This window comes from Clostridium paraputrificum AGR2156, from assembly GCF_000424025.1.
GTDB lineage: Bacteria > Bacillota > Clostridia > Clostridiales > Clostridiaceae > Clostridium > Clostridium paraputrificum.
The window spans coordinates 94,113-120,762 of record NZ_AUJC01000011.1 but is presented as its reverse complement, the minus strand read 5'-3'; the positions used below and the strand labels follow the sequence as shown (position 1 = coordinate 120,762).

The following is a 26,650-nucleotide window of genomic DNA, read 5'->3' as shown; positions in this document are numbered from 1 at the left end:
TATTTTTATATTATTCAGCTGCTTTCATTTCTTTAGCCTGAGCTATTAATTCAGGTATTACCTTCTTAACATCTCCAACTATACCATAATCAGCAACTTGCATTATTGGAGCAGTTTCATCTTTATTGATAGCAATAATTAATTCTGAATCTTGCATACCAGCTACGTGTTGGATAGCTCCTGAAATACCACAAGCTATATAGATTGTTGGCTTAACTGTCTTACCAGTTTGTCCAACTTGGTAAGCATTTTCAACCCATCCCTTTTCTACTGCTGCTCTTGAACCTGCAACAACACCACCTAAAGCATCTGCTAATTCTTGTAGTAAAGCAAAGTTTTCTTTACATCCTACGCCTCTACCACCAGATACTATAATGTTTGCTTCAGATATATCAACTATATCTTTCTTTTCCTTGATTATTTCAAGAACCTTAGTTCTAATATCGCTATCTGCTAATTTAACTTCTACTTTTTCAATCTTACAGTTTGAAGCATCAGTATTTACCTTTTCAAATACCCCTGGTCTTACTGTAGCCATTTGTGGTCTATGATCTGGACATGCTATAGTAGCCATTAAGTTACCACCAAATGCTGGTCTTGTAGCTAAAAGATCTCCATTTTCAACTTCAACATCTATTGAAGTACAGTCTGCAGTTAATCCTGTTGTTAATCTTGCAGCTATTCTTGGTCCTAAATCTCTACCAATGAAAGTAGCTCCTACAAATAATATTCCTGGTTTTCTTTCATTTGCTAAATCACAAATAACCTTTGTATAAGCATCAGTTGTATAATGCTCTAAATTCTTATTATCAGCAACTAAAACTTCATCTGCACCATGTTCACCTAAAGTTTTTGCTAATCCTTCTACATTGTGTCCTAGTAATAAAGCAGTTAACTTTACTCCTAATTTATCTGCTACTCTTCTACCTTCACCAAGTAATTCTAAAGATACTTTTTGTAATTGTCCTTCTCTTTGTTCAGCAAAGACCCAAACGCCTTTGTAATCTGCTATATTCATAATAAATTACCCTCCTATTATCTTAGATGTAGTGTTTTTCTTTTAATTTTCCTAAAACATAAGCTGCAGCTTCTTTAGGGCCTTCTTTAACTAGTTCTCCTGCTCCCTTAACTTCCTTAGTCATTGACTTCTTAACCTTTGTTGGAGAACCTTTAAGACCTAATTCTGACTTATCTACATCTATATCATCTGCACTCATAACCTTGATATCATTATCATTAGTTGCAAAAATATTACTAACATTCATGTATCTTGGTTCATTTAATGTTTCGATTGCAGTTAATAGACATGGAGTCTTAACTTTTACTATTTGATGTCCATCTTCTAGTGCTCTGTTAACTATTAAAGAGTCACCTTCAACTTTTACATCTTGAACATATGTTACTTGAGGAATATTTAAGTGTTCAGCTATTTCTGGACCAACTTGTGCTGTATCTCCATCTATAGCTTGTCTTCCTGCAAATACTATATCATAATCTAATTTCTTAATTACTCCAGCTAGAGATTTTGAAGTTGCTAATGTATCAGCTCCTCCTAGTGCTCTATCTGTTAAAAGAATAGCTTCATCAGCTCCCATGCATAAAGCTTCTCTTAATGCAGCCTTAGCCATTGGAAGCCCCATTGAAACAACTGTAACCTTTCCACCATGAGCTTCTTTTAATTGTAATGCTGCTTCTAATGCATGCTTGTCTTCTGGATTAATAATTGATGGAACACCATCTCTTATTAATGTACCAGTCTTAGGGTCTATCTTAACAACTGTTGTATCTGGAACTTGTTTTACACAAACTACTATATTCATTTTATAACTTCCTCCTATCTGAATAAGCTACCTGAAATAACCATCTTTTGAACTTCTGAAGTTCCTTCATAGATTTCAGTTATCTTAGCATCTCTCATCATTCTTTCTACTGGATATTCCTTAGTGTAACCATATCCACCAAAGATTTGAACTACCTTAGTAGTAACATCCATAGCTACTTCTGCTGCAAATAACTTAGCTCTAGCAGCATCTATTGAATAAGGTTGTCCATTTTGTTTTCTCATAGCAGCCTTATATACTAATTGCTTAGCAGCTTCTATCTTTACATCCATTTCTGCCATGTACCATTGTAAACCTTGCTTAGTGTAAAGTGGCTTACCGAATTGTTTTCTTTCTTTCATGTAAGCTATTGCTTCTTCAAAAGCACCTTCAGCTATACCTAAAGCTTGAGCAGCTATACCAATTCTTCCTCCATCAAGAGTCTTCATTGCTATACCAAATCCCTTACCCTCTTTACCAATTAAGTTTTCCTTTGGTACTATACAATCTTCCATTATTAATTCAGTAGTAGATGATGCTCTAATACCCATCTTGTTTTCTAACTTACCTATTGAGAATCCTGGGAAGTCTTTTTCAACTATAAATGCAGATATTCCTCTTGTACCTTGGCTCTTGTCTGTCATAGCAAAAATTATGAAAGTTTCAGCAACTCCACCATTTGTTATGAATATCTTTGAACCATTTAATACATAATGGTCTCCATCTAAAACTGCAGTAGTTTGTTGTCCTGCTGCATCTGTACCAGCACCTGGTTCAGTTAAACCGAAAGCACCAATCTTCTTACCAGAGCATAAGTCTGCTAAATACTTTTCTTTTTGTACTGGAGTACCGTGTTCATTGATAACTGAAGCACATAGTGATGTATGAGCTGAAAGTATAACTCCTGTTGTTGCACATACCTTTGATAATTCCTCTACAGCGATTATGTATGAAAGAACATCTCCGCCTGCTCCCCCTACTTCCTTAGAAAATGGAATACCCATCATTCCTAACTTAGCCATTTTTTGAACATTTTCCATAGGGAATCTTTCTGTTTCATCAATTTCTGCAGCTATTGGTTTTACTTCATTTACTGCGAATTCTCTAACCATTTGTTGTACTAATTGTTGTTCTCTAGTTAATTCGAAATCCATTTGATTTGACCCTCCTTATATTTAAAAAAACAATTTATTTGTTTTGGAAGTTCTTTTCTGCTCTCTTTTCTAAGAATGCAGTCATTCCTTCTGTTTGATCTTCTGTGCTGAAGCATTTTCCAAAGTCTTCTGCCTCTATTTCAATTGCTCTATCTATATCTACTTGCATACCTCTATCAATAGCATCCTTACATAACTTAACAGCTACTGGCGCATTAACAATTATTGCATTAGCCATAGCTCTAGCTTCATCCATAAGATTTTCTAGAGGAACTACCTTATTTACAAGTCCTATTCTTAAAGCTTCATCTGCCTTAACCATAGCTCCTGTATAAATCATTTCTTTCGCTTTTCCTAAACCAACTATTCTTGGTAGTCTTTGAGTACCACCAAATCCAGGAGTTATTCCTAAACCTGATTCTGGCTGAGCAAATCTTGCTCTTTCTGAAGCTATTCTTATATCACATGCCATTGATAATTCACAACCACCACCAAGAGCGAATCCTGATATTGCTGCAATTACAGGCTTGTCTAACTTTTCTAATCTTCTGAACACCTTATTTCCAAGCATTCCAAATTCTTTACCTTGTTCTTCATTTAAATCTCTCATCTCTGCTATATCAGCACCTGCAACGAAAGACTTTTCTCCTGCCCCAGTTAATATAACAGCATAAATATTGCTATCATTTTCTAAATTCTCAAGAACTGCGTCAAGATCCTTTAATGTTTCTGAATTTAATGCATTTAAAGCTTTTGGTCTATTAATAGTAACAATAGCTAAATGCTCTTCTTTTTCAAGAAGCACGTTTTTCAATTCCATCCCCTCATATCCTCCTTATTTACACTCTTATTTTTCTTAATCTTTTTTAATTTTACAAACTATCCAATATTATACACTAAATAGTGGCATGAGTCTGTCGAATTTTCTGAAAATAAATACTTTTTTATTATCTTTTTTGTTAATAATATAACAAACTTAGATAAAAAAATAATTGAAGTTTTTAACAAACTTCAATTAAGATTATAATACCTTGTTAAATTTTTTTCAATATCAAATTGTGATTTTATGTTAAATTTATAAGCTATACCCAAGGATATTTTTCCTATTTTTATTCCTCATTACTGTGTAATAAATAAATAAGCGTCATCAAACTTTCACTTAAATGAACATTTTCAACTCTTACATTCTCTGGTACCGATAAATCTACAGGGGCAAAGTTCCAAATTCCCTTAACTCCACCTTCTACCATTTCATCGCATACCTTTTGAGCATTTATTCTAGGAACACAAATTATTCCTATATCTATTTTGTTCTTACTTAAAAAAGATTTTAAAGTATCTATTTCACTTATTTCAATATCTCTAATTTTAAGTCCAACTAACTTAGGATTTGCATCAAATATACCAACTAAATTTACACCTTGCTTATCAAACTTATAATTTGCAATTGCTTGCCCTATATTACCTGCACCTACAATTACAGTGTTATATTCTTGACTTAGTCCAAGAATACTACTTATTTGATTGTATAATTCTCTAACATTATACCCATATCCTTGTTGACCAAAGTCACCAAAACAATTTAAATCTTGACGTATTTGAGATGCTGTAAATCCTATCTTTTCCCCTAATTCTTTTGATGATATTCTATCTACATCATTTTTCATTAATTCATTTAAATATCTATGATATTTTGGCAGACGTTTAATTACAGCCATAGAAATATTTTTTTTCTTTTCCATACTGCACCTTCTCTCTAAATTTTATCTATTTTTTAACAAAGTTATGTAAATTCTACACTTTACTTTTTACGCAACTAATACACCATTTATTATATTACCATAAAACTTAATTATTAATCCATTACTTTTCTTAAATAATATTTTCACTTTCAATATAACAAGCATGAATTTTGTCGATTTTTGAACAACTATTTCAAAAGATGTTCTATCAATATTTTTAAGCCTATTAAAATTAGAACAATGCCTCCGAATATTTCTGCTCTACTCTTAAACATTTCTCCTAACTTTTCACCAATATACACTGCAATAAAACTTAAAATAGCTGTTACTACTCCTATTATTAATATTGATGATAATATATTTACATTTAAAAACGCAAAACTTATTCCTACGGCCAATGCATCTATACTAGTAGCAATAGCTAATATTAATAATGTTTTATTTGAATAAATTTTCTCTTCTTCACTCTCTTCTCCCTTTAATGCTTCATAAATCATCTTCCCACCAATAATAGCTAATAAAATAAAAGCTATCCAATGATCCATCATTTCAATATACTTAGTAAAGTTTCTGCCTACAGCCCAACCTATAAAGGGCATAATAGCTTGAAAAACACCAAAAAATAAACCAGCTTTAAAAGCCATCTTTATTTTACTTTTTTTATTAGAATTAATACCAATAGTAATCGAAACAGCTAGAGCATCCATAGCTAACCCCAATCCTATCATTAAAATAGATATAACACTCATATTTTCCCTCCTAAATAGCACATCTTTATTTTATACATTTTTTATCATTATAAACACTAAAGAATAAACTTTATTAGCATTTAAATATTAAACTTATCTCCAATTTAATTGCAAGTATAATTTCTTAAAAAATAAAAAAAGACTTATGTATAACGCAACCCTAATCCGTTATACATAAGTCTCACAATTTAAAACAAAGCCAGATGATTATATCATCAGTATGTTGACCTTGTTACAGAGATAAAACATCTCTGCATGCTACTCCCTCATGCCTGAAAGTTTTTAATTTCAACGTTAATAATTATACTTTTATCGACAAACTTTGTCAACAAATATATTAAATCCATTTATTTCCTCAAGGCTCTCATAGAGTTTAATACAGCTATTAAAGTAACCCCTACATCTGCAAATACTCCTTCCCACATGTTTGCTATTCCAATAGCTGCTGGAATTAATACTGCAATTTTAACACCAAGTGAAAAAATTATATTTTGCCATAAAATTCTATTTGTCTTTCTTCCTATCTCTATAGCATCAACCAATGATGATGGGTTATCTCTCATTAGCACTACATCTGCCGCTTCAATAGCAGCATCAGATCCAATGCCTCCCATAGCTACCCCAACATCTGCTCTTGCTAGAACTGGGGCATCATTAATACCATCACCTACAAAAGCTAATTTCCCCTTTTCAGACTTTTCCTTTAATAGCTTTTCCACCATAACAACTTTATCTGTTGGTAGTAATTCAGCATATACTTCATCTAATCCTAATTCTTCTGCAATTTTTTCTGCCACCTTCTTATTATCACCAGTTAACATTACACATTTCTTAACGCCAATCTTTTTCAACATTTCTATAGCTTCTTTAGAATCTTCTTTTACCTCGTCAGCTATTACAATGCTACCTTTATATTCACCCTCAACAACTACATGAACCACTGTTCCAATCTCTTCACTATTATTATATTTGATTCCATTAGAATTCATAAGTTTGTAGTTTCCTAATAAAACTTCTTTATTATCTATATTAACCTTAATACCATTTCCTGAAATTTCTTCATAATTAGATATTATTGATTTGTCTACTTCATTTCCATAGGCTTTCAATATAGATTGTGCAATAGGATGATTAGAAAAACTTTCTCCTGTTGCTGCTATTCTCAATAACTCAGATTCCTCTATATTATTTGTATTAATCTTTACAACCTTAAATACACCCTTTGTAAGAGTTCCTGTTTTATCAAATACAACTGTTTCCACATCTTTTAAAGCTTCAAGATAGTTTCCACCTTTTATTAAAACTCCATTTTTAGAGGCTCCACCTATTCCAGCAAATAACCCTAAAGGAATAGAAACAACTAACGCACACGGACAAGATACTACTAAAAATATTAATGCTCTATATACCCAATCCGAGAATAATGCTCCCTCAACTACTAGAGGTGGTATCATAGCTAATGCAACTGCTGATAGTACTACTACTGGAGTATAATATCTAGCAAACTTTGTTATAAACTTTTCTGTTTGAGCTTTCTTGCTACTTGCATTTTGTACTAATTCTAAAATTCTAGATACAGTTGATTCTCCAAATTCTTTTGTTACTTTTACTCTTATTACACCAGTTAAATTAATAACTCCTGCTAATATTTCATCATTTAATTCAATATTTCTTGGTAATGATTCACCAGTTAAAGCTGATGTATCTAAAGAGGAATTTCCTTCAATAACAATACCATCTAAAGGAACTCTCTCACCTGGTTTAATTACTATAATATCATCTATTTTAATTTCACTAGGATCTACCTTTTTCTCTTCTCCATCTGTAATTAAGTTTGCATAATCTGCTCTAATATCCATAAGAGAAGATATTGATTTTCTTGACCTATTAACTGCATAGCTTTGGAATAGTTCTCCTATTTCGTAGAAAATCATTACTGCTACACCTTCTGGATGGTTCCCTATAGCAAAAGCTCCTAAAGTTGCAACTGTCATTAAGAAATTTTCATCAAATACTTGCCCTCTAAATATATTTCTAATGGCACTTAATACAACTTTACCTCCTACTAATACATAACTTAATGCGTATATATATGGAACATAACTTTTTTCTTCTCCAATAAATATAGCAATAGCAAATAATATAAATCCTATTGCTAAGGATACTTTATCTCTTAAAGAAATACCTTCACTATGATCATGGTCATGGCTTTCTTCATGTTTGTCCTCAATGTCATGTGCATGTCCACTACAACATTCACTAGTACATACATTTTTCTTTTCTTTTATATTATTATTATATTTTGATACTATAACATCAGGTTCAAGCTTACTTACTATAGTCTTTATTTCTTCTTCGACTCTATTTACATCACTATTTTCCTTTAAGCTTACTATTAATAAACTTAGTGAAAAGTTCAAAACAGCTTCTTCTACACTTTCTAATTTGTTTACCTTATTCTCTATCTTATTTGCACAGTTAGCGCAATCTAATCCTTTTAAATATAATTTTATTTCATTTGTCATAATACCCTCCTATTTGCTATTCAGTTATGTGTCTTAAACCTTCATCAAAAATATGCTTAATATGTTCATCATCTAATGAATAGTATACAATTTTACCTTCTCTTCTATACCTTACTAACCTTGCACTTTTTAAAGTTCTAAGCTGATGTGAAATCGCTGATTGTGAAACTCCTAATAAAGCTGATAAATCACACACACACATTTCAGCCTCAAATAAGGCACAAATTATTTTTATCCTTGTAGAATCACCAAATACCTTAAAAAACTCTGCTAAATCATATAAAGTTTCCTCTTTAGGTAGCTTGTCTTTTACTTCTACAACAACATCACCATGAATTATATTACAGCTACATTTTTCTAAATTATCATTTTCCATTTTCATCCCTCCAAACGTATGAGCATTTGTTCATATGTTAATTTTATTATATGAATCCAGAGTATATTTGTCAACATTTTTTGATTTATTTTCCTCATCGCCACTAAGATAATAAAAAACATAGTCGTTACATTCTGTAACGACTATGTTTTATAGAAACCTATGGTACTCTTCATTTTTACTTAAATTATTTAATAAATGTTTTATTTCTTGATCCCGAGCCCTATCCATAACTAATATAACATCCCCTGCATCTACTACAACTAAATCTTTTACCCCTAACCCAATAATTAAATTTTTTTCTCCAAATATTGAACAATTCTCGCACTCTTCAAGATAAACATTTTTAGAAACATTATTATTCCTATAACTCACCAAAAATCTGCTTAATGCTGAAAAACTCCCTATATCATCCCACGGAAAATCACATCTAATTACATATGCCTTCCTAGTTTTTTGCATTACTCCAAAATCTATTGAAATACCATCTATTAATTCATATTGTTCCTTTATAACCTCTTCCTCATCCTCTTCTCCAACATGCTTATATATTTCCATTAGAGCTTTATGCATCTTAGGCAAATACTTTTCAATTTCTCTTAATATTACATCAGCTCTAAAAACAAACATTCCAGAATTCCAAAGATAGGTTTCCTTAACTAAAAAGTCTTTAGCAACTTCTACATTTGGTTTTTCTGTAAATCTAGCTACTTTATAAGTGGCAATATTCCCACTAATTCTTTCTCCCATTTCAATATATCCATACCCCGTTTCTGGTCTAGTTGGCTCTATCCCTAAAGTAACTATTCCTCTTCTTCTATTAGCTAGTTCTACAGCTTGATTCAATGTTTCTACATAATTCTTTTCATTCTCAATATAATGATCTGACGGAAGAACAACCATAACTGCATCTCCATCTTTCTTTAAAAGCTTAACAGCTGAAAGACCTATACACGTAGCAGTTTCTTTATTACTTGGTTCAGTAAAAATATTTTCTTCTTTAATATCACTTAACTCGTTCCTTATTTTATCCTCATAGTCTCTATTAGTTACTACATAAATATTCTCTCTACTTATTAAAGGTACAATCCTATCAACAGTATTAACTAAGAAACTATTATCGTTAATTAGTTTTAAAAACTGCTTTGGTTGATCGGCTCTTGATAGGGGGTATAGCCTACTTCCCTTGCCTCCAGCTAAAATCAGCCCGTATATCACAACTTTTCAACTCCATGTAATGTTATATTATAGTATATGAACTATTTATCACTTTGTGTATTTAATAATTTTTCCATTTTCAATTTAGATTCTTGACTTTTTTACATTTACAATTTATCATAAAAATATAATTAAATATAAATTTCTTTTATTAAGAGGGAGTAGTTTAAAATATAGCATCAACAATCGCGGTTATTTAAACCTGGTGTTATATGCCTAATAATCAAGGTTACCAGACTTTTAATATAATTTTCGCAATGCGTAAATTATATTAGGGGTCTTTTTTTATTACTCAAAAAAGGAGAGAAGATATTATGGACAAGTTTTTTTCAAAATCATCCAAGGATGTTTTAAACCACTTTAATGTGACTAAAGAAGGTTTATCTACTGAACAAGTAAATAAATCAAAAGAGGAAAATGGATTTAATGAATTAACAGAAAAAAAGAAAAAGAGTGTATTAGTTGTTTTCTTAGAGCAATTTAAAGATCTTTTAGTAGGAATATTAATAGTAGCTGCCCTTATCTCTATGGCTACAGGAGATGTTGAAAGCACCCTTGTAATTTTTGCTGTTATTATTATGAATGCTATTTTAGGTACAGTACAAAATGTAAAGGCAGAGCAATCTCTTAATAGCTTAAAAGCACTTTCTTCACCTAATGCTAAGGTTATAAGAAATGGTGTAAAGGTAGAGATACCTTCAAGGGAAGTTGTTCCTGGAGACATAGTTGTATTAGAAGCTGGAGACCTAGTTGTTGCAGATGGTAGAATAATTGAAAGCTTCTCATTACAAGTAAATGAAAGTGCACTTACTGGCGAATCTGAAAGTGTTAATAAATTTGAAGAGGTAATTGATAGCGAAGAAGTTGCACTTGGTGATCAAAAGAATATGGTATTCTCAAGTTCACTAGTTACTTATGGACGTGCTCTTATTGTAGTAACAAATACAGGTATGACAACCGAACTTGGAAAAATAGCTACTTTAATGGAGCAAACTAAAGAAAAGAAGACTCCCCTTCAAATAACTTTAGATGATTTCAGTAAAAAGCTTGCTACAATCATCTTAATAATTTGTATTATTGTATTTGGTTTAAGCGTATATAGACAAACCGAAATATTAGATGCATCAATGTTTGCTGTTGCCCTTGCTGTTGCTGCTATTCCTGAAGCCTTAAGTTCTATTGTAACAATTGTACTAGCTTTAGGTACTCAAAAAATGGCTAAAGAAAATGCAATTATTAAAAATATTAAATCTGTAGAAGGACTTGGTTGTGTATCTATCATCTGTTCAGATAAGACAGGTACATTAACTCAAAATAAAATGACTACAAAACAGATTTTTGTCGATAATAGTTTAATTGAATCAGAAGATATAAAGTTCAATGATAACCTAGTTCAAAAAGATTTAATGAGAGCTGCAATTCTTTGTAATGACTCTACTTCTGTAGATGGAAAAGAAATAGGTGATCCTACTGAAGTTGCTCTTGTTAACTTAGGACATGTTCATTCATTAAACGAGCAGGATGTAAGAGATGAATTTAAGAGATTAAAAGAAATTCCTTTTGATTCAGATAGAAAACTAATGAGTACATTGCACTACATAGATAATAAATATGTTATGTATACAAAAGGTGCATTAGATGTTCTTCTTGATAGAACTACTCATATAAGAACTTCTGAAGGTGTTAAAGAAATAACTCAAGCTGATAAAGATAGAATTTTAAATACAAACCAATACTTATCAGAAAATGGCCTTAGAGTTCTTTCTTTTGCTTATAAGGAATTAGATTCTGAAAAAGAATTGAGTTTAGATGATGAAAACAACTATACTTTCTTAGGATTAATTTCAATGATAGATCCTCCAAGAGTTGAGTCTGCTGAAGCTGTTAAGGATTGTATCATGGCAGGTATCAAACCTATTATGATAACTGGTGACCACAAAATCACTGCTTCTGCTATTGCTAAACAAATTGGTATTCTTCAAGAAGGTGATATGGCTGTAACAGGCCTTGAGCTTGATAAAATGTCTGATGAGGAATTAAACAAAAAACTTTCTCATATATCTGTTTATGCTAGAGTTTCACCCGAAAACAAAATTCGTATAGTAGACGCATGGCAAAACAAAGGAAAAATTGTTGCTATGACAGGTGATGGTGTTAATGATGCTCCTGCTTTAAAACAAGCTGATATTGGTATTGCAATGGGGATAACAGGAACTGAAGTTTCTAAAGATGCTGCTTCAATGATCCTTACTGATGACAATTTTGCTACAATAGTTAAGTCTATTACCAATGGTAGAAATGTTTATAGAAACATAAAGAACTCTATTAAGTTCTTACTATCTGGTAATATGTCCGGTATAATAGCTGTTTTATATGCTTCAATCATGAATTTATCAGTACCTTTTGCTCCAGTTCATCTATTATTTATAAATCTATTAACTGACTCACTTCCTGCTATTGCAATAGGAATGGAGAAATCAAGTAAAGATTTACTAAAAGATAAGCCTAGAGATAGTAAAGAATCTATCTTAACAAAAGACTTTATGATAGAAATAGCATTTGAAGGTTTATTAATTGCAATATTTACTATAATTGCTTTCCACATTGGTTTATCTACTGGAAACAAAGAAATCGCAAGCACAATGGCATTCTCTACTTTATGTCTAGCTAGATTATTCCATGGATTTAACTGTAGAGGTAAGAAATCTGTATTTAGTCTTGGAGTATTCTCTAACAAATTTAGCTGGTATGCATTTGGAACTGGATTAATATTCTTAAATGCAGTACTATTTATACCACCACTACAAAACTTATTCCAAGTTGCTAGCTTAAGTAGTTCATTGGTTTTAGCCATATACTTATTAGCTTTCTTCCCAACACTTGTAATTCAAGTGTACAAGGTATTTGCTAAAGATAGTGATAGAGCAGAAGAAAAAAATGCAGAAAAAAATTTAAGTATTTAATACAAAAGTAGCTGTTGATTAATTCAACAGCTACTTTTTCCATTCTTACCTCTTTATCTTCTTACCTTAATTATATTCTTATATCCAACATATGTAGTCAAGAAGTATCCACCATAAACCACTATAATTATTATTGCAGTAATTATAGCTGATACTAAAATACTTGACGCCCCAAACATAGATATTACTTTACTAGCTATTATAATTCCTACTATAGAGTGAATTATAGCAATCGTGAGAGGCATCATAAAATATATAAATACTTGTGAAAACACTGCTTTATTAATATTATTACTTGATGTTCCTATCTTCTTTAACACTTCATATCTTTCTATATTATCACTTGCTTCTGATAATTGTTGAAGTGCTAATATTGCTGCACTTGATATTAAAAATATTACTCCTAGATATATACCTATATACATTACTGTAACTGACATTCCAACGCTTGCATCATAAGCCATATCTCTAGTTTCCCCTAAAATAAATCCATATTCATCATAGCCATATTTTCTTGTTGTAAATCCTGTAAATACATCATATATTTCATTCTCTATCTTCTCAGACTTCTCCTTATAATTACCACTTAAATAAGTAGTACTTATCTCCATATCCTTTACTACTTCATCAGGTAATACAGCTACCATAAACTTCGTGGCTAATGCACTTGTTTCTAAATTATCTTTCAAAGCTTTTTTATTTATAATCCTATAATCGTTGTTACCAATTCTCATTGTTTTATTATTTTCTATAAACTTATTCACAGCCTTATCATAATCATTCACATTTGATATTAGAATAACTTCATCTTTTTGTGGATTAAATGTACTTTCTCCAGCCATTGCTCTTAACTTATTATAATCTGATATTGCAATACAATCTAAATTCTTATCATAAGAATCCAAATTCTTTTTAACTTTATCATTTCCATAGTTATATATATACTTCTTAATTCCTTCGTTACTTGTATACAAGTTATATGAAAAATATTCTCTAAAAGCATTATTATAATCAAGTCCTATTTTATCTAAAGATTTTGATATATTCGCAATTTCCTCATCCCCTGTTGAAAATGAATAGAAAGTCACATCATAGGGAGTGTTATTTTTTAAAGTTGTTTGTAAGGAATTCTTAAAACTTACCCCTGTAGATAAGAGAGTAATTGTTAAAAATAACATTAAAGAAATAACTGACATAGAAATATATGTAGTATTAACCTTACTATTTATCTGCCTTAGAACAAACATATTTAAATTCTTCAGATAAAATTTTTCACTTTTTTCTAATGCATTAATTAAGAAACCAGATAAAGATAAAAACAATAACACTGTCCCTACTATGCCTAAGATAACAGAAATTTGAACATAGCTAATTCCATTATCAAATCCAAATTTTAAAATTATAAAATAGGCTACTCCTATTAAAATTATTGATAATAGAAATAATAAAAAAGATACTTTTGTACTCTTTATTTTTATGCTTTCATTTTTTCTTCCTGCTCTTAATAAATCTATTAACTTATATTTAGAAATTACCAAAGTATTAAATATCATAACAAGTATAAATATCAGCCCAAAATATAAGGATGTTTTTATAGCTGCGTTAGTAGAAAATACAAAATTGAACTTTGATACATTCACTTCAAATAGTTTTGATGTAAATAAAGATAATCCTTGAGATACCACTACACCTGCCATAAGACCTAACCCAAGTGATAAGAGTCCAATTAAAAAGGTTTCTTTTATTAATAGATAGGATATCTTTCTTTTCCCCATACCTAAGGTCATATATAACCCTATTTCTTTCTTTCTTCTTTTTATTAAAAAATTATTTGCATATATTATTAAAAATCCTAATATAATTGACACAAACACTGATGTCATAGAAATTATTTTAGAAAGCATTTGTATTATTTCAGCTTTACTGTTTGTAACATCCATCATTGCCTTTTGTGATGATATAGAATTAAAAGAATAAAATATACATACAGCAAAAGTTAACGTTAAGAAATATATTGCATAATCCTTAAAACTTCTTTTGACATTTCTAACTGACATTTTAGAATACATTATTTGTGTCACCTCCAAGTAAGGTTACAACCTCAATAATCCTATTAAAAAACTCTTTTCTAGAATCATTTCCTCTAATTAGTTCATTAAATACTCTTCCATCTTTTATAAATAGAATTCTATGGGCATAGCTTGCCGTAAAAGCATCATGTGTAACCATAAGTATTGTAGCATTCATTTCCTCATTTAACTTTTCAAAGGAATCTAATAATAATCTTGACGCTTTAGAATCCAAAGCTCCAGTAGGTTCGTCAGCTAATATTAAAGATGGATTAGTAATTATAGCTCTAGCTGCTGCAACTCTTTGCTTTTGTCCACCCGACATTTCATATGGAAACTTACTTAAAACCTCTTCAATATCTAACTTTCTAGCAACTTCTAAAACTCTATCTCTTATATTTTTAGCTTTTTTCCCCTCTTGAATAGTTAATGCTAATGCAATATTCTCAAAAGCAGTTAAAGTATCTAAAAGATTAAAATCTTGAAATATAAAACCTAATTCTTCTCTTCTAAACTTTTCTATACTTTTAGACTTTAACTTAGTTATTTCCTTACCATTTATTTTAATATTTCCTGTTGTTATATTATCAACAGTAGAAATACAATTTAGCAATGTAGTTTTACCACTTCCTGAGGGTCCCATTATTCCAACAAATTCACCCTCTTCTACATTAAAACTAATGTTATTAATAGCTTTTGTAACATTTCCTTTATTTCCATAATATTTTTCTATATCTTTAACTTGTAAAATCTCTTTCATTTTAGTTCCTCCATCTATCATCTTTAAGCATATTTTATAATTATTTTATCTTTTGTAGTATTGATTAACATTACTCTTACCTTTCATTTTTGAAAGATAAGAAAAAGAAGCTACTTAAATAGCTCCTTCTTATTCAACGGAAATATTATATCTACATTGGTCCATTTATCCTTTTCTGATGTCACTTCTATCCCTATAGATAGCTTTTCACAAAGACTTTTACATATATACAGACCCATACCTGTAGATTTACCATAGTCTCTTCCATTTTCTCCTGTAAATCCTTTATCAAATATTCTTTTTATATCTTTTTCTGAAATTCCTACACCATTATCTTTTATCGATAAAATCACTTTTGTATCTTTTGAAATAGATTTTATCTCTATCCTAGGATCATTTTTATCACAGTATTTTATAGAATTAATTAATATTTGATTTATTATAAATTCACACCACTTAGTATCACTAAATACATTTTCATTAACTTCACTTAACTCTAGCTTAATATTTTTATTAATAAAATCTTTGTAGTTTTTTCCTATTATCTTTCTAACTAAATCTCCTAATGAAAACTCTTTGATTATATAATCTTTACTGGTATCCTTGCTCCTAGAGTAATATAATACTTGATCCACATACTCTTCTACTTTACTAATTTCTTCTTTTATACTATTTGTTATTTCATTTCTATTATTATCTATTATTAGTTTACTAGATGCTAAAGGTGTTTTCACTTCATGAACCCATGTCTCAATATACTCTCTATACTCTATTTGCTTTCTTTCATATTCTTTTAAAAATTCATGCATATCTCTATTGGTATCAAATAAAATTTCATATAAAATTTCTCCATCAATAAAGTCTGGTTTATGTATTAGCTCTGATAATAAAAACTTTTTATCTAAATTATTTAAAAGCTCTATTGTTGAAGTATAGTATTCTCTCCTTTTCCAATATTCAATTATTAAAAGTGATGTAATTGGCATACTCCAGGCTAAAATTACTATAATTACATATTCACTCTTTATATTTAAAAATAATAAAAATGCCGAAAAAGTTAATAGAAGAAATAAGTTTACTATTAAAAACATTCCTTTATCTCTTAGATATGCTTTCAAACTCATATTAATATATAACCTAATCCTCTCCTAGTTTCTATAACATTCTTCAACCCTATTTCCTCTAACTTCTTTCTTAGCCTAGTTACATTTACCGAAAGAGTATTATCATCTACATATGCTTCTGAAGACCATAAATACTCCATTAGTTCATCTCTTGACACTATCTTTTCCTTATTTAATATTAAATAATTTAATATTTTCAGTTCATTCTTGGTAAGCTCTGATATATTATTGTTGTAAGATATACTCCCACTAGATAAATTTAGATTAAGTCCATTATGCATTAATAATTGAGATGATGAACTATTAACTCTTCTTAATATAGAACTTATCCTAGCTAATAAGATTTGAGTATTATATGGCTTAGTTATAAAATCATCCGCACCTAGGTTCATACTCATCAACTCATCCATCTCACTATCTCTACTTGTTACAATAATAATAGGTACATCTGACTTACTTCTAATCTCTCTACAAATATAATATCCATCAAAAACAGGTAGATTAATATCTAACAATATTAAATCTGGATTTTCCTCAAAAATGTAATTAATTATATTTTTAAAATCTTTGGGCACTTTAACATCATAGCCGTATTTACTTAAGAACTCTTTCAACTCATTTCTAATCTTCTCTGTATCCTCAACAATAATAATCTTTTGCATTCTTCTTGCTCTCCTTTTATATGTATAGAGAAAGATTATACACCCTTCTCATATAGTTTATCTAAAAAAACTTTTATTTCATCCTCTTCCAAAAAAATTTGTCCTAAGGTCCCATGCTTTAAATCCACTTTTCTTAAAGAGTGAAAATCGGATCCTGCTGTATATATAATTCCTTTTTCTTTAGCCATGCTAATAAAATATTCAGTTTCATTTTCTTTATTCCTATAATATTTAGCTTCAATACCATCAAAATTCAAATTAATTAATTCATTAAAAGCTTCTCTTTTTAATAAGGTTGGATGTGCTAAAACAACAAAAGCTCCATAATGATGTAAAAATTCTACTCCAGCAGAGGTACTTATCTTCCCTCCCTCTGATTTGAAACTTAATTTTCCTTTATGATATATCTGGCACTCTTTAAATTTCCCTTTTTTCATAGAGTTAAGCATCTTTTTAAACTCTTCACCTTCATATCTATTATCTTTAAAATATCCAAGTATATGAACTCTATTTCCTTTGTATCTCGTTGACAATTCAATACCTGGAATAACTTTTACTCCATGAATCTTTCCAACCTTTATTGCTTGTTTATCTCCTGATACAGTATTATGATCTGTTAAAGCAATTATATCAATTTTTCTTTCCTTAGCTAATAAAATAATTTCTCCTGGCTTAAGCTCCCCATCTGACTCAGTTGAATGTATGTGAAAGTCTCCCTTAGTATACATATTACTCCTCATTGAATTAAAGTTATATTATTATTCTATGAACTAAATATTTAACTTCTAATAGAAATTTATTTTATCAACATTAATTTTTCTATCATAAGATAAAATATAGAATATTTATTAAGGAACTTTAAGATGAAAACATTAGTTGCAATTTTTTCTGTTACAATAACAATCGCTTGTTGCTTAACTAGTCTTTACTTAAAAAACAAATTAAAATAAATAATAATATTTTTAAAAGATAAATTATTAATATTATTTTTCTTTTAAAAGAATATATATTCCTAATTCTTAAAATTAAAAGGAGAAAGTGATCCTCACCTTCTCCTAAACAAAATTACTTTTTATTCACAGCTCTTTGTAAATTATCCACCAAATTTATTAGTTATTCACAAGATAACTTTTGATTAGTTCATTTCTTTTTTAGATAACTTTTCTAAATCTCCAATTATAACATTAAGCATATCTAACTTTGCTTTAGCAAAATCATTTTCTGGCAACCATTCTATTCCCATCTCTAAGCATCTTTTAGTTTCATTGTATTCACTTATTAATTTATTTAATTCTTCTCTCATAATACTATCCTCCTACTCAACTGTTACTGACTTGGCTAAATTTCTTGGCTTATCAATATCACAACCTTTTTCCTTTGCTGTATAGTAAGCTAATAATTGCAACGCTACTACAGCCAAAACTGGAGCTACTATATCTGATATTTGGGGAATCCTAATTTCATAATCAAATACCGATTTATCAAGTTCTTCTCCATGGTATCCTAACCCAATTATATTAGCACCTCTTGCTTTTACTTCAACCATATTACTTACCATCTTGTCCTTAAGATCACCTTGAGTAAATAATCCTATTACTTTTGTACCTGGTTCAATTAAAGCTATTGTTCCATGCTTTAATTCCCCACCTGCATAAGCCTCACAATGAATATAAGATATCTCTTTTAGTTTTAGAGATCCTTCTAAAGCTAATGCATAGTCCATACCTCTTCCTAAGAAGAACAAATCTTCTTCTTTAGCTAACAATCTAGCTATATCTTCTATATTCTCTTTTTCCTCTAAAAGTTTTTCAATTCTATCTGGTAATATTAATAAAGCCCTTACAATTTCTTTTTCCTTTGTTTCTTCTAAAATTCCTTTTATCTTTCCAAAGTATAGAGCTAATAAATGCATAACTACAACTTGTGTTGTATATGCCTTAGTAGATGCAACTGCTATTTCTGGTCCTGCCATTGTATAAATTACATCATTTGCTTCTCTCGAAATTGTACTTCCTACTACATTTGTTATTGCTAAAGTCCTTGCCCCTATCCTATTACAGTCTCTTAATGCAGCTAATGTATCTGCAGTTTCTCCTGACTGACTTACTATAATCACTAAAGATTTCTCTGTTACAAGTGGATTTCTATATCTGAATTCAGATGCTATATCTACTTCAACAGGAATCTTTGCCATTCTTTCAATTAATGTTTTTCCCATTAATCCTGCATGATATGCAGTACCACAGGCTACTATAAACACTCTATCTACATTATCCAAATCCTGTTTAGATAATTTAAAGTCATCAAAAAAGACACCATTCTCTATTGATACTCTAGAAGATATAGTGTCCTTAATAGCTTTGGGTTGTTCATGAATTTCTTTTAACATGAATGAATCATATCCACCCTTTTCAGCAGCATCCTCACTCCATGTTACTTTATAAATGTTCTTATCTATTCTTTCTCCATTTGCACTTAAAATAGAAACTCCGTTTCTATCCATAACTACAAATTCATTATCATCTAAAAGATATACATCTCTTGTATACTTAATTACTGCTGGAATATCTGAAGCAATAAAATTTTCTCCATTTCCTAATCCTACAATTAGTGGACTATCTTTTCTTACTGCTATTAGCTTGTCTTGTTCATCTCCACAAACCACTCCTAAAGCGTAACTTCCTTCCAGCTTCTTAGTAGCTTTTACAACAGCCTCAAAAAGATTTCCTTCATAATAATAGTGAATTAAATTTGGAACCACCTCAGTATCAGTTTCAGAAAAGAATTCATACCCTTCTGATATTAACCACTTTCTAAGTTCAAGGTAATTTTCAATAATTCCATTATGAACTACTGCTATATCTCCTTTTGAGCTTTTATGTGGATGAGAGTTTCTATCTGATGGTTCTCCATGAGTAGCCCATCTAGTATGACCAATTCCTATAGTACCTTCTGAACTTTTACTTTTTAAAGCTCCTTCTAGATTTGAAAGTCTTCCCTTCTGCTTAGCAAGAGATATACTTGTCCCATCTAAAACTGCAATACCTGCTGAATCATACCCTCTATACTCAAGTTTTGATAATCCATCTATTAAGAAAGATTTTGCTCCTTTATTTCCTACATATCCAACTATTCCGCACATATTTTTTCTTCCTTCCTTTTGTATCCTATATTTAATTGTCATCTTCTGTTAAGACTTCTCCTAGCAAAATCATAAAAGGGTATAATAATCCTAGGACTCAAAAGCCATAACCTTGAAGGCTTTAACACCAAACTGGATTTGTGCTACGAATTGCTCCATAGTTTTGCCAGTTGTTTACGGTAGTGCGATACCGTGGGGCACCCGCCGAAAAGTTTCGATACTCCCCAACCTCGTCAACTATATAAAATATAGTTCTGGCGCTTTTATTTATCTTTAATTATCTTATTATCTATAAAATCACTTCCATTCATTAATATTTTACACCCTATTGAAATTTTATCATATTTTTAAAGTTTGTCTATAGTAATATTGTATAAAATTGCATTTATTTTTGTGACAATTTAATTTCTTTTAGTTATTTTCATAGATGTCTAGACCTCTATTTAACTATATAACTAGTTCCCATCGTATTTGCCACGAGGTTTATTTAAGAATAATTATTCATTTATATTGTATTATTATTCATTTATTCTTTTGTATATTTCCCAATTCTTTTACTAATCCTAATACTGTTAATAATTTTATTTAGGAGGTATTTATATGCAACTTACACCTGGAGAATTACATAATTTAAGCGAATTAATGATGAGCTGTGTAAACACAATTACAAATATGGCTATGTTTAAGGAAAAAGCTATGGATCCTGAATTAAAGGCTATTTTTGAAAGTCAATTCGCAGCTCATGTTCAAGACTATAATATGAAGGTTAAATTTGTTAAAGAAGCAAATGGTCCCTCTGAAAAACTAAATGTTCCACCATTAAATAAAACACTAGTAGATTTTACAACTTCCCCTATACCACCGATTCCGGTAACACCTAACACTAGCATTCAACAATTTAATGATAGAGAGATGGCTACAGCATATCTTTTAACTTTAAAAAGAGCAGGCAGAGAGTATGCTTGGAGTGCCATGGAAGCCGGTAATCCTACTTTAAGAGAATTTTTAAAAGATGCTTTTACAATGGCATGTAATCACGCTTATGAAGTTTGGGAGTGGATGGTTAAAAAGGGATTCTATCCATTATCTCCTGCCCCTCAACCTTTAATAGATGCTACTGCTTCATTCTTTAATGAAGTTTCTCAACAATAGCAAAAGCTCAAGGTTAAAACCTTGAGCTTCACTTATTATATAACTAATAACTTATAAATTTACTTTCTGAAAAATCAACTCTTCTTTTTGCTTTCTAGTTAGTAGCTTTATTTCATACTCTCTTTTCATAGCTCCACTTTTATCTTCAAATTCTTCATAGTAAACTAATTCTAAGGGACCTCTTCCCTTAGTATACTTAGCTCCCCTTCCACTACAATGGTCCTTAAACCTTTTTTCCAAATTATTAGTCCAACCTGTATATAAAGAATCATCGCCACATTTTAATATATAAACATAATTCATAAACTCACCCTATCTAAAACTTATAAATCAAGTATAAAAGAAAATAAGAAAAATTTAAAGAACCCGTTTATTCTCCAAGTATTTTCACTAAAAAAGAGCAAGACATTTATTTCACACCTTGCTCTTTGAAATTATATTTAATTCTGAAATCTTATCTTAATAATATTAGTTTCTTAAAGAGTTCTTTATAATGCTATACTGCTGTTCCCTCTTCTTTTTCAAATTGTGAATTATATAATTTAGAATAGAATCCACCCTTAGCTAATAGCTCTTCATGGTTTCCTTGCTCAACTATATCCCCTTGATTCATAACTAAAATCAAATCAGCATCACGTATTGTCGATAATCTATGAGCTATAACAAAGCTAGTTCTTCCTTCCATCAAGTTATCCATAGCCTTTTGAATTAATACCTCTGTTCTTGTATCAACTGAACTTGTAGCTTCATCAAGTATTAAGATCTTAGGGTCAGCAAGTATCGCCCTTGCAATTGTTAGTAATTGCTTTTGCCCTTGAGATACATTGCTTGCTTCTTCATTAAGTTCCATGTTGTATCCATCAGGTAATGTCTTAACAAAATGATGAACATGAGCCGCCTTAGATGCTTCAATCACCTCTTCATCAGTTGCATCTAATCTACCATATCTAATGTTTTCCTTGATACTTCCATTAAATAACCAAGTATCTTGAAGTACCATACCAAACATTTCTCTTAATTCACTTCTATTAAAGTCTTTTATATTATGACCATCTATTAAAATTTCACCACTATTTACATCGTAGAATCTCATAAGAAGTTTAACCATAGTAGTTTTACCAGCACCAGTTGGTCCAACAATTGCAACCTTTTGCCCCGGCTTTACATGAGCTGTAAAGTCATTAATAATTGTCTTATTTGAATTGTATCCAAAATGAACATTATTAAAGTCCACTCTACCCTCTAAACCTTCTATACGAACTGGATTATCAACTGTTTGGTCTTCCTCTTCCTCATCTAAGAATTCAAATACTCTTTCAGCAGCAGCTGCTGTAGATTGTAAAAGGTTAGTAACTTGAGCTACTTGTGTTATAGGCTGAGTAAAGTTCCTTATATACATAATAAATGATTGTATATCACCAACTTCAATAGTTTTCTTAATAGTTAAGAAGCCTCCAAGTATAGCAACTGCAACATATCCTAAATTACCAATAAACATCATCATAGGTTGCATAATTCCTGATAAGAATTGTGATTTCCAAGCTGATCCATATAATTGATTATTTAACTCATCAAATTCTTTTACAGCTTTTTCTTCACCATTAAAAGCCTTAACTATAGTATGGCCACCATATAATTCTTCAACTTGACCATTAACATTTCCTAAATACTTTTGTTGATCTTTAAAGTATTTTTGTGACTTTTTAACTATACCCATTATTAGTCCCATTGATAATGGTAACATTAGTAAAGCAACAAGAGTCATTTGCCAACTTATTGATAACATCATTATTAATGCACCAATTATCATTGTTACAGAAGTAATAAGCTGATTCATACTTTGATTTAAGCTTTGCCCTAGGGTATCTATATCATTTGTAAATCTTGATAAAACCTCTCCATGAGTCTTCGTATCAAAGTACTTCATTGGCATTCTATTTATCTTTTCTGATAAATCTTTTCTAAGGTTATAACATATTTTTTGTGTTATTCCACTCATTATTATCCCTTGAATAAATGAGAACATAGCACTAATAACATATAATCCTATTAGGAATAAAAGTATTTGACCTACTCTATCAAAGTTTATTCCTCCACCTTCTACTCCGGTTACCTTTTCCACTAATCCATTAAATATTTCTGTAGTTGCTTCACCTGAAATCTTAGGTCCAACTATTGAGAACGCAGCACTTCCAAATGCAAAAATCACAATACCAATTAAAGCAACTTTAAAGTCTGCAATATATTTTAAAAGCTTTTTCATTGTGCCCTTAAAGTCTTTTGCCTTTTCTCCGCCACGCATTCCTGCCATAGGACCGTGTCCACCAAATCCTCTTTTCATTCCGCCACTTTTATTATTGCTCATTTTCTAGCTCCTCCTTTGAAAGTTGTGATAAAGCTATTTGCTTATAAACTTCACAGTTCTTTAGAAGCTCATTATGAGTTCCTTTTCCAACTACTTTTCCTTCATCTAAAACAATAATTTGATCTGCATGTAAAATAGTACTTATTCTTTGCGCAACTATTAACACTGTACTATCACTTGTTTCTTGCTTAAGTGCCTTACGTAATGCTGAATCAGTCTTAAAATCTAAAGCAGAAAAACTATCATCAAATATATAAATTTCTGGATTCTTAGCTATTGCTCTTGCAATAGAAAGTCTTTGTTTTTGTCCACCAGATACATTTGTACCACCTTGAGAAATTTCAGTTTCAAATCTTTCAGGTTTTGAAGAAATAAACTCCATTGCCTGTGCTATTTCAGCAGCCCTTACAATCTCTACATCAGTAGCTTCTTCTCTCCCATATCTTAAATTTGAATCTATTGTTCCAGAGAATAATATACCCTTTTGAGGAACATATCCTATCTTCTCTCTTAAGTCATGTTGAGATACATTTCTAACGTCTACACCATCAACCTTAATACTACCTTCTGTCACATCATAAAAACGTGGTATTAAGTTAATCAGTGTTGATTTACCACTACCTGTGCTACCAATAAAAGCTGTTGTCTCTCCTGGTTTTGCAACAAATGATATATCGCTTAGAACATCTTCTTCAGCATTAGGATACTTAAACGATACATTATTAAATTCAATATATCCCTTTTTATCTTCTTTAAAGTTTTCTGTTTGTTCTTTATCTTCTATTATTAAATCTGTAGATATTACTTCATCAACACGTTGCACACAAACAGCTGCTCTTGGAAGCATTATTGATATTGCAGATATCATTAAGAATGACATTATTATTTGCATTGTATATTGAATAAATGCCATCATATCCCCAACTTGCATTGCTCCTGAATCTACTCCATGTGCACCATTCCACATTATAAGAACGCTAATTCCATTCATAACAAGCATCATAGCTGGCATCATACAAGCCATTACTCTATTTACAAATATATTTGTCTTTGTTAAGTCTAAGTTTGCTTTATCAAATCTCTTTTCTTCATACTTTTGAGTACTAAATGCACGTATAACAGGTATACCAGTTAATATTTCACGTGTTACTAAGTTAACTCTATCCACTAATTTTTGAACAACCTTGAACTTAGGCATTACAACAATAAATAAAATCATTACTAATGAAAGTATTGCTATTACTGCTACTGCTATAATCCAAGTCATTGATGTATTAGTCTTAGTTACCTTTATTATTCCTCCTATTGCTATAATAGGTGAATAAATAACTACTCTTAACATCATTACCATTAGCATCTGAACCTGTTGAATATCGTTTGTGCTACGTGTAATTAATGATGCTGTAGAGAATTTATCCATCTCTGTATTAGAAAATGACATTACCTTATTAAAGACTTTACTTCTTAAATTTTTACCTAGAGTAGCTGCTACTCTAGCCCCTAGGAACCCAACAACTATAGTTGCTAATGCACTTAATAATGCAATTCCTAACATCTTAGCTCCAGCTAAAAACATATAATTTGTTTGAAGCTTATCTGTGTCAATTCCTAAGTTTTTATATTCTCCTTTTACATAAGAAATAGCACTTTGTGTTATTATGCTATCTGGCATATCACTAAACTTTTCATCAATAGTTTTTCTCATTTCTGATAATTCTTCTTCTGGCATTAATGAAAATACTTGGAACACATCTACGTCACCATTTTGAATCATTTGAGGTGGTAGATTAGCCATCATTTGTTCCTTCATCTTTTTAGTTTCTTTACTATCACTTTCAAACCCCTCTACTATTAACATAGGTTTGCCAAAAATATTACTTAACTCTTCTATAGTTTTTTTATCTTTTGTATTAAGTTCATATATAGGCTCATCCCCTGTTAAATCTTTATCTGAAAGAGATGCCTTATCTAAATGATTATAATTGCTTAACACTGTATTCTTATCACTTTCATTCATAAAAAGCATAAGCTTATTCATTTCAGTAGCTCTTATTACATCTGGAACAGGATTTTCAACTCCTCCTTGTTGTATACCAATATTAACTACCTTAGAAGTATAATCTGGTAAGGATAAATCACATACTGCTTGCCCTATTAAGAATAGAACTATTACTAAAATTGGTACAATTGATTTCTTTAAATACTTTAAAAGCTTTAGCATATCCTTTCTCCTTTCTCTGTCTACTTATGATGATTACAAAAACTTATATTTTTATCTTTTCCGCAAGCTTCCTCTAAATTTTCTCTTAACTGCATCATTAATCTTCGAAGTAGTAACTTCTCTTCAACTGTAAAGTTTCTAAAAGCCTCTTCCTCTATTTGCTCATGTACAGTTTTTAATTTTGAACAAATTTCTTTTCCTGCATCTGTAATAAAAATTCTTGAAATCCTTTGATCTTTCTCATCCTGCTCTCTTTTTATTAAACCAGTCTTCTCCATTCTCTTAATCATCACAGCCATTGTAGATGCTTTAACATTAAGATTTTCTGATAATTCTCTCTGACTCTGACCATTCTTCTTATTTAAAGAAAATAATAATGGCGGCTGTCCTGGATACAAACCAGTTTCTTCAAGTAATGAATGAGTTCTTATAAAATGAAGTCGCATAACCTGAGAAAAAACATATCTCAAAGATTCTTCATCATCTATGTTTTTGTTCATAATTAGCCCTCCTTTAATTAGTCGACTAACTATTATAATAATGCATAATATTTTATCATTCAATATTTTGTGCGCTATTTAATAAATTCTTCATAAAATAATTATTAG

The 26,650-nt window shown here is 30.4% G+C and carries 22 protein-coding genes; 2 read left to right on the top strand and 20 right to left on the bottom strand.

Going from position 1 to position 26,650, the window contains the following annotated elements; translation table 11 throughout:
- Positions 1 to 10 precede the first annotated feature (10 nt).
- The 9 genes from G594_RS0112600 to G594_RS0112560 form a co-directional block, all read right to left on the bottom strand.
- Positions 11 to 1,018: an electron transfer flavoprotein subunit alpha/FixB family protein gene (locus tag G594_RS0112600; protein WP_027098915.1), complete on the bottom strand. Its 1,008-nt coding sequence runs from the start codon at positions 1,016 to 1,018 to the stop codon at positions 11 to 13.
- A gap of 22 nt (positions 1,019 to 1,040) precedes the next feature.
- Positions 1,041 to 1,820 (bottom strand): electron transfer flavoprotein subunit beta/FixA family protein, encoded by a 780-nt coding sequence (locus G594_RS0112595; protein WP_027098914.1) that lies wholly within the window; start codon positions 1,818 to 1,820, stop codon positions 1,041 to 1,043.
- Between the two features lie 14 nt (positions 1,821 to 1,834).
- Positions 1,835 to 2,974, bottom strand: coding sequence for an acyl-CoA dehydrogenase (locus tag G594_RS0112590; RefSeq protein WP_027098913.1), 1,140 nt, complete (start codon positions 2,972 to 2,974; stop codon positions 1,835 to 1,837).
- A 34-nt stretch (positions 2,975 to 3,008) separates the two neighbouring features.
- Positions 3,009 to 3,794, bottom strand: a complete 786-nt coding sequence (locus G594_RS0112585) for a short-chain-enoyl-CoA hydratase (protein ID WP_027098912.1) — start codon at positions 3,792 to 3,794, stop codon at positions 3,009 to 3,011.
- A gap of 289 nt (positions 3,795 to 4,083) precedes the next feature.
- Positions 4,084 to 4,716 carry a redox-sensing transcriptional repressor Rex gene (locus G594_RS0112580; RefSeq protein WP_027098911.1) on the bottom strand — a complete coding sequence of 211 codons (633 nt, stop codon included), beginning with the start codon at positions 4,714 to 4,716 and terminating at the stop codon, positions 4,084 to 4,086.
- Positions 4,717 to 4,904: 188 nt separating this feature from the next.
- Positions 4,905 to 5,465, bottom strand: a complete 561-nt coding sequence (locus G594_RS0112575) for a manganese efflux pump MntP (RefSeq protein WP_027098910.1) — start codon at positions 5,463 to 5,465, stop codon at positions 4,905 to 4,907.
- 347 nt (positions 5,466 to 5,812) lie between these two features.
- Complete coding sequence (locus tag G594_RS0112570) at positions 5,813 to 7,990, bottom strand: heavy metal translocating P-type ATPase (protein WP_027098909.1); 2,178 nt, start codon at positions 7,988 to 7,990, stop codon at positions 5,813 to 5,815.
- Positions 7,991 to 8,006: 16 nt separating this feature from the next.
- Positions 8,007 to 8,366: an ArsR/SmtB family transcription factor gene (locus G594_RS0112565; RefSeq protein WP_027098908.1), complete on the bottom strand. Its 360-nt coding sequence runs from the start codon at positions 8,364 to 8,366 to the stop codon at positions 8,007 to 8,009.
- 150 nt (positions 8,367 to 8,516) lie between these two features.
- Complete coding sequence (locus G594_RS0112560) at positions 8,517 to 9,584, bottom strand: mannose-1-phosphate guanylyltransferase (RefSeq protein ID WP_027098907.1); 1,068 nt, start codon at positions 9,582 to 9,584, stop codon at positions 8,517 to 8,519.
- A gap of 314 nt (positions 9,585 to 9,898) precedes the next feature.
- Here G594_RS0112560 and G594_RS0112555 point away from each other — a divergent pair, with 314 nt between their 5' ends.
- Entirely contained in the window at positions 9,899 to 12,547 is a 2,649-nt protein-coding gene (locus G594_RS0112555) for a cation-translocating P-type ATPase (RefSeq protein ID WP_027098906.1), read from the top strand.
- Positions 12,548 to 12,600: 53 nt separating this feature from the next.
- Here the strand turns inward: G594_RS0112555 and G594_RS0112550 are convergent, their stop codons facing one another.
- The 7 genes from G594_RS0112550 to glmS all read right to left on the bottom strand — a co-directional run bounded on the left by G594_RS0112550 (position 12,601) and on the right by glmS (position 20,304).
- A complete protein-coding gene (locus G594_RS0112550) occupies positions 12,601 to 14,616 on the bottom strand; it encodes an FtsX-like permease family protein (RefSeq protein ID WP_027098905.1) in 2,016 nt (671 codons plus the stop codon).
- Complete coding sequence (locus tag G594_RS0112545; protein ID WP_027098904.1) at positions 14,606 to 15,376, bottom strand: ABC transporter ATP-binding protein; 771 nt, start codon at positions 15,374 to 15,376, stop codon at positions 14,606 to 14,608. Before G594_RS0112545 ends, G594_RS0112550 begins: the two co-directional genes overlap by 11 nt.
- A gap of 110 nt (positions 15,377 to 15,486) precedes the next feature.
- Positions 15,487 to 16,500, bottom strand: a complete 1,014-nt coding sequence (locus tag G594_RS0112540; protein ID WP_027098903.1) for a sensor histidine kinase — start codon at positions 16,498 to 16,500, stop codon at positions 15,487 to 15,489.
- Positions 16,497 to 17,162 (bottom strand): response regulator transcription factor, encoded by a 666-nt coding sequence (locus G594_RS0112535; RefSeq protein ID WP_027098902.1) that lies wholly within the window; start codon positions 17,160 to 17,162, stop codon positions 16,497 to 16,499. The genes G594_RS0112540 and G594_RS0112535 overlap by 4 nt, the downstream gene beginning before the upstream one ends.
- Positions 17,163 to 17,197: 35 nt before the next feature.
- A complete protein-coding gene (locus G594_RS0112530; RefSeq protein ID WP_027098901.1) occupies positions 17,198 to 17,890 on the bottom strand; it encodes a PHP domain-containing protein in 693 nt (230 codons plus the stop codon).
- Positions 17,891 to 18,297: 407 nt separating this feature from the next.
- Positions 18,298 to 18,465, bottom strand: coding sequence for a hypothetical protein (locus G594_RS20335; protein WP_167539562.1), 168 nt, complete (start codon positions 18,463 to 18,465; stop codon positions 18,298 to 18,300).
- Positions 18,466 to 18,477: 12 nt separating this feature from the next.
- Positions 18,478 to 20,304, bottom strand: coding sequence for a glutamine--fructose-6-phosphate transaminase (isomerizing) (glmS, locus tag G594_RS0112520; RefSeq protein ID WP_027098900.1), 1,827 nt, complete (start codon positions 20,302 to 20,304; stop codon positions 18,478 to 18,480).
- Positions 20,305 to 20,904: 600 nt separating this feature from the next.
- Here glmS and G594_RS0112515 point away from each other — a divergent pair.
- Positions 20,905 to 21,456, top strand: a complete 552-nt coding sequence (locus G594_RS0112515; protein ID WP_027098899.1) for a spore coat protein — start codon at positions 20,905 to 20,907, stop codon at positions 21,454 to 21,456.
- A 51-nt stretch (positions 21,457 to 21,507) separates the two neighbouring features.
- Here G594_RS0112515 and G594_RS0112510 read toward each other — a convergent pair whose 3' ends face one another.
- The 4 genes from G594_RS0112510 to G594_RS0112495 all read right to left on the bottom strand — a co-directional run bounded on the left by G594_RS0112510 (position 21,508) and on the right by G594_RS0112495 (position 26,542).
- Positions 21,508 to 21,759: a GIY-YIG nuclease family protein gene (locus G594_RS0112510; protein ID WP_027098898.1), complete on the bottom strand. Its 252-nt coding sequence runs from the start codon at positions 21,757 to 21,759 to the stop codon at positions 21,508 to 21,510.
- A 193-nt stretch (positions 21,760 to 21,952) separates the two neighbouring features.
- Entirely contained in the window at positions 21,953 to 23,821 is a 1,869-nt protein-coding gene (locus tag G594_RS0112505) for an ABC transporter ATP-binding protein (protein ID WP_051196009.1), read from the bottom strand.
- A complete protein-coding gene (locus G594_RS0112500; protein WP_027098896.1) occupies positions 23,811 to 26,042 on the bottom strand; it encodes an ABC transporter ATP-binding protein in 2,232 nt (743 codons plus the stop codon). The genes G594_RS0112505 and G594_RS0112500 overlap by 11 nt, the downstream gene beginning before the upstream one ends.
- A 20-nt stretch (positions 26,043 to 26,062) precedes the next feature.
- The gene (locus G594_RS0112495) at positions 26,063 to 26,542 is read right to left on the bottom strand and encodes a MarR family winged helix-turn-helix transcriptional regulator (RefSeq protein ID WP_027098895.1); all 480 of its coding nucleotides are present in this window, start codon (positions 26,540 to 26,542) and stop codon (positions 26,063 to 26,065) included.
- Positions 26,543 to 26,650 lie beyond the last annotated feature (108 nt).

Coding starts and splice junctions, on each gene's coding strand:
- G594_RS0112600 (WP_027098915.1), bottom strand. CDS start 1,018: ATGAATATAGCAGATTACAAAGGCGTTTGGGTCTTTGCTGAACAAAGA.
- G594_RS0112595 (WP_027098914.1), bottom strand. CDS start 1,820: ATGAATATAGTAGTTTGTGTAAAACAAGTTCCAGATACAACAGTTGTT.
- G594_RS0112590 (WP_027098913.1), bottom strand. CDS start 2,974: ATGGATTTCGAATTAACTAGAGAACAACAATTAGTACAACAAATGGTT.
- G594_RS0112585 (WP_027098912.1), bottom strand. CDS start 3,794: ATGGAATTGAAAAACGTGCTTCTTGAAAAAGAAGAGCATTTAGCTATT.
- G594_RS0112580 (WP_027098911.1), bottom strand. CDS start 4,716: ATGGAAAAGAAAAAAAATATTTCTATGGCTGTAATTAAACGTCTGCCA.
- G594_RS0112575 (WP_027098910.1), bottom strand. CDS start 5,465: ATGAGTGTTATATCTATTTTAATGATAGGATTGGGGTTAGCTATGGAT.
- G594_RS0112570 (WP_027098909.1), bottom strand. CDS start 7,990: ATGACAAATGAAATAAAATTATATTTAAAAGGATTAGATTGCGCTAAC.
- G594_RS0112565 (WP_027098908.1), bottom strand. CDS start 8,366: ATGGAAAATGATAATTTAGAAAAATGTAGCTGTAATATAATTCATGGT.
- G594_RS0112555 (WP_027098906.1), top strand. CDS start 9,899: ATGGACAAGTTTTTTTCAAAATCATCCAAGGATGTTTTAAACCACTTT.
- G594_RS0112550 (WP_027098905.1), bottom strand. CDS start 14,616: ATGTATTCTAAAATGTCAGTTAGAAATGTCAAAAGAAGTTTTAAGGAT.
- G594_RS0112545 (WP_027098904.1), bottom strand. CDS start 15,376: ATGAAAGAGATTTTACAAGTTAAAGATATAGAAAAATATTATGGAAAT.
- G594_RS0112540 (WP_027098903.1), bottom strand. CDS start 16,500: ATGAGTTTGAAAGCATATCTAAGAGATAAAGGAATGTTTTTAATAGTA.
- G594_RS0112535 (WP_027098902.1), bottom strand. CDS start 17,162: ATGCAAAAGATTATTATTGTTGAGGATACAGAGAAGATTAGAAATGAG.
- G594_RS0112530 (WP_027098901.1), bottom strand. CDS start 17,890: ATGTATACTAAGGGAGACTTTCACATACATTCAACTGAGTCAGATGGG.
- G594_RS20335 (WP_167539562.1), bottom strand. CDS start 18,465: ATGAGAGAAGAATTAAATAAATTAATAAGTGAATACAATGAAACTAAA.
- glmS (WP_027098900.1), bottom strand. CDS start 20,304: ATGTGCGGAATAGTTGGATATGTAGGAAATAAAGGAGCAAAATCTTTC.
- G594_RS0112515 (WP_027098899.1), top strand. CDS start 20,905: ATGCAACTTACACCTGGAGAATTACATAATTTAAGCGAATTAATGATG.
- G594_RS0112510 (WP_027098898.1), bottom strand. CDS start 21,759: ATGAATTATGTTTATATATTAAAATGTGGCGATGATTCTTTATATACA.
- G594_RS0112505 (WP_051196009.1), bottom strand. CDS start 23,821: ATGAGCAATAATAAAAGTGGCGGAATGAAAAGAGGATTTGGTGGACAC.
- G594_RS0112500 (WP_027098896.1), bottom strand. CDS start 26,042: ATGCTAAAGCTTTTAAAGTATTTAAAGAAATCAATTGTACCAATTTTA.
- G594_RS0112495 (WP_027098895.1), bottom strand. CDS start 26,542: ATGAACAAAAACATAGATGATGAAGAATCTTTGAGATATGTTTTTTCT.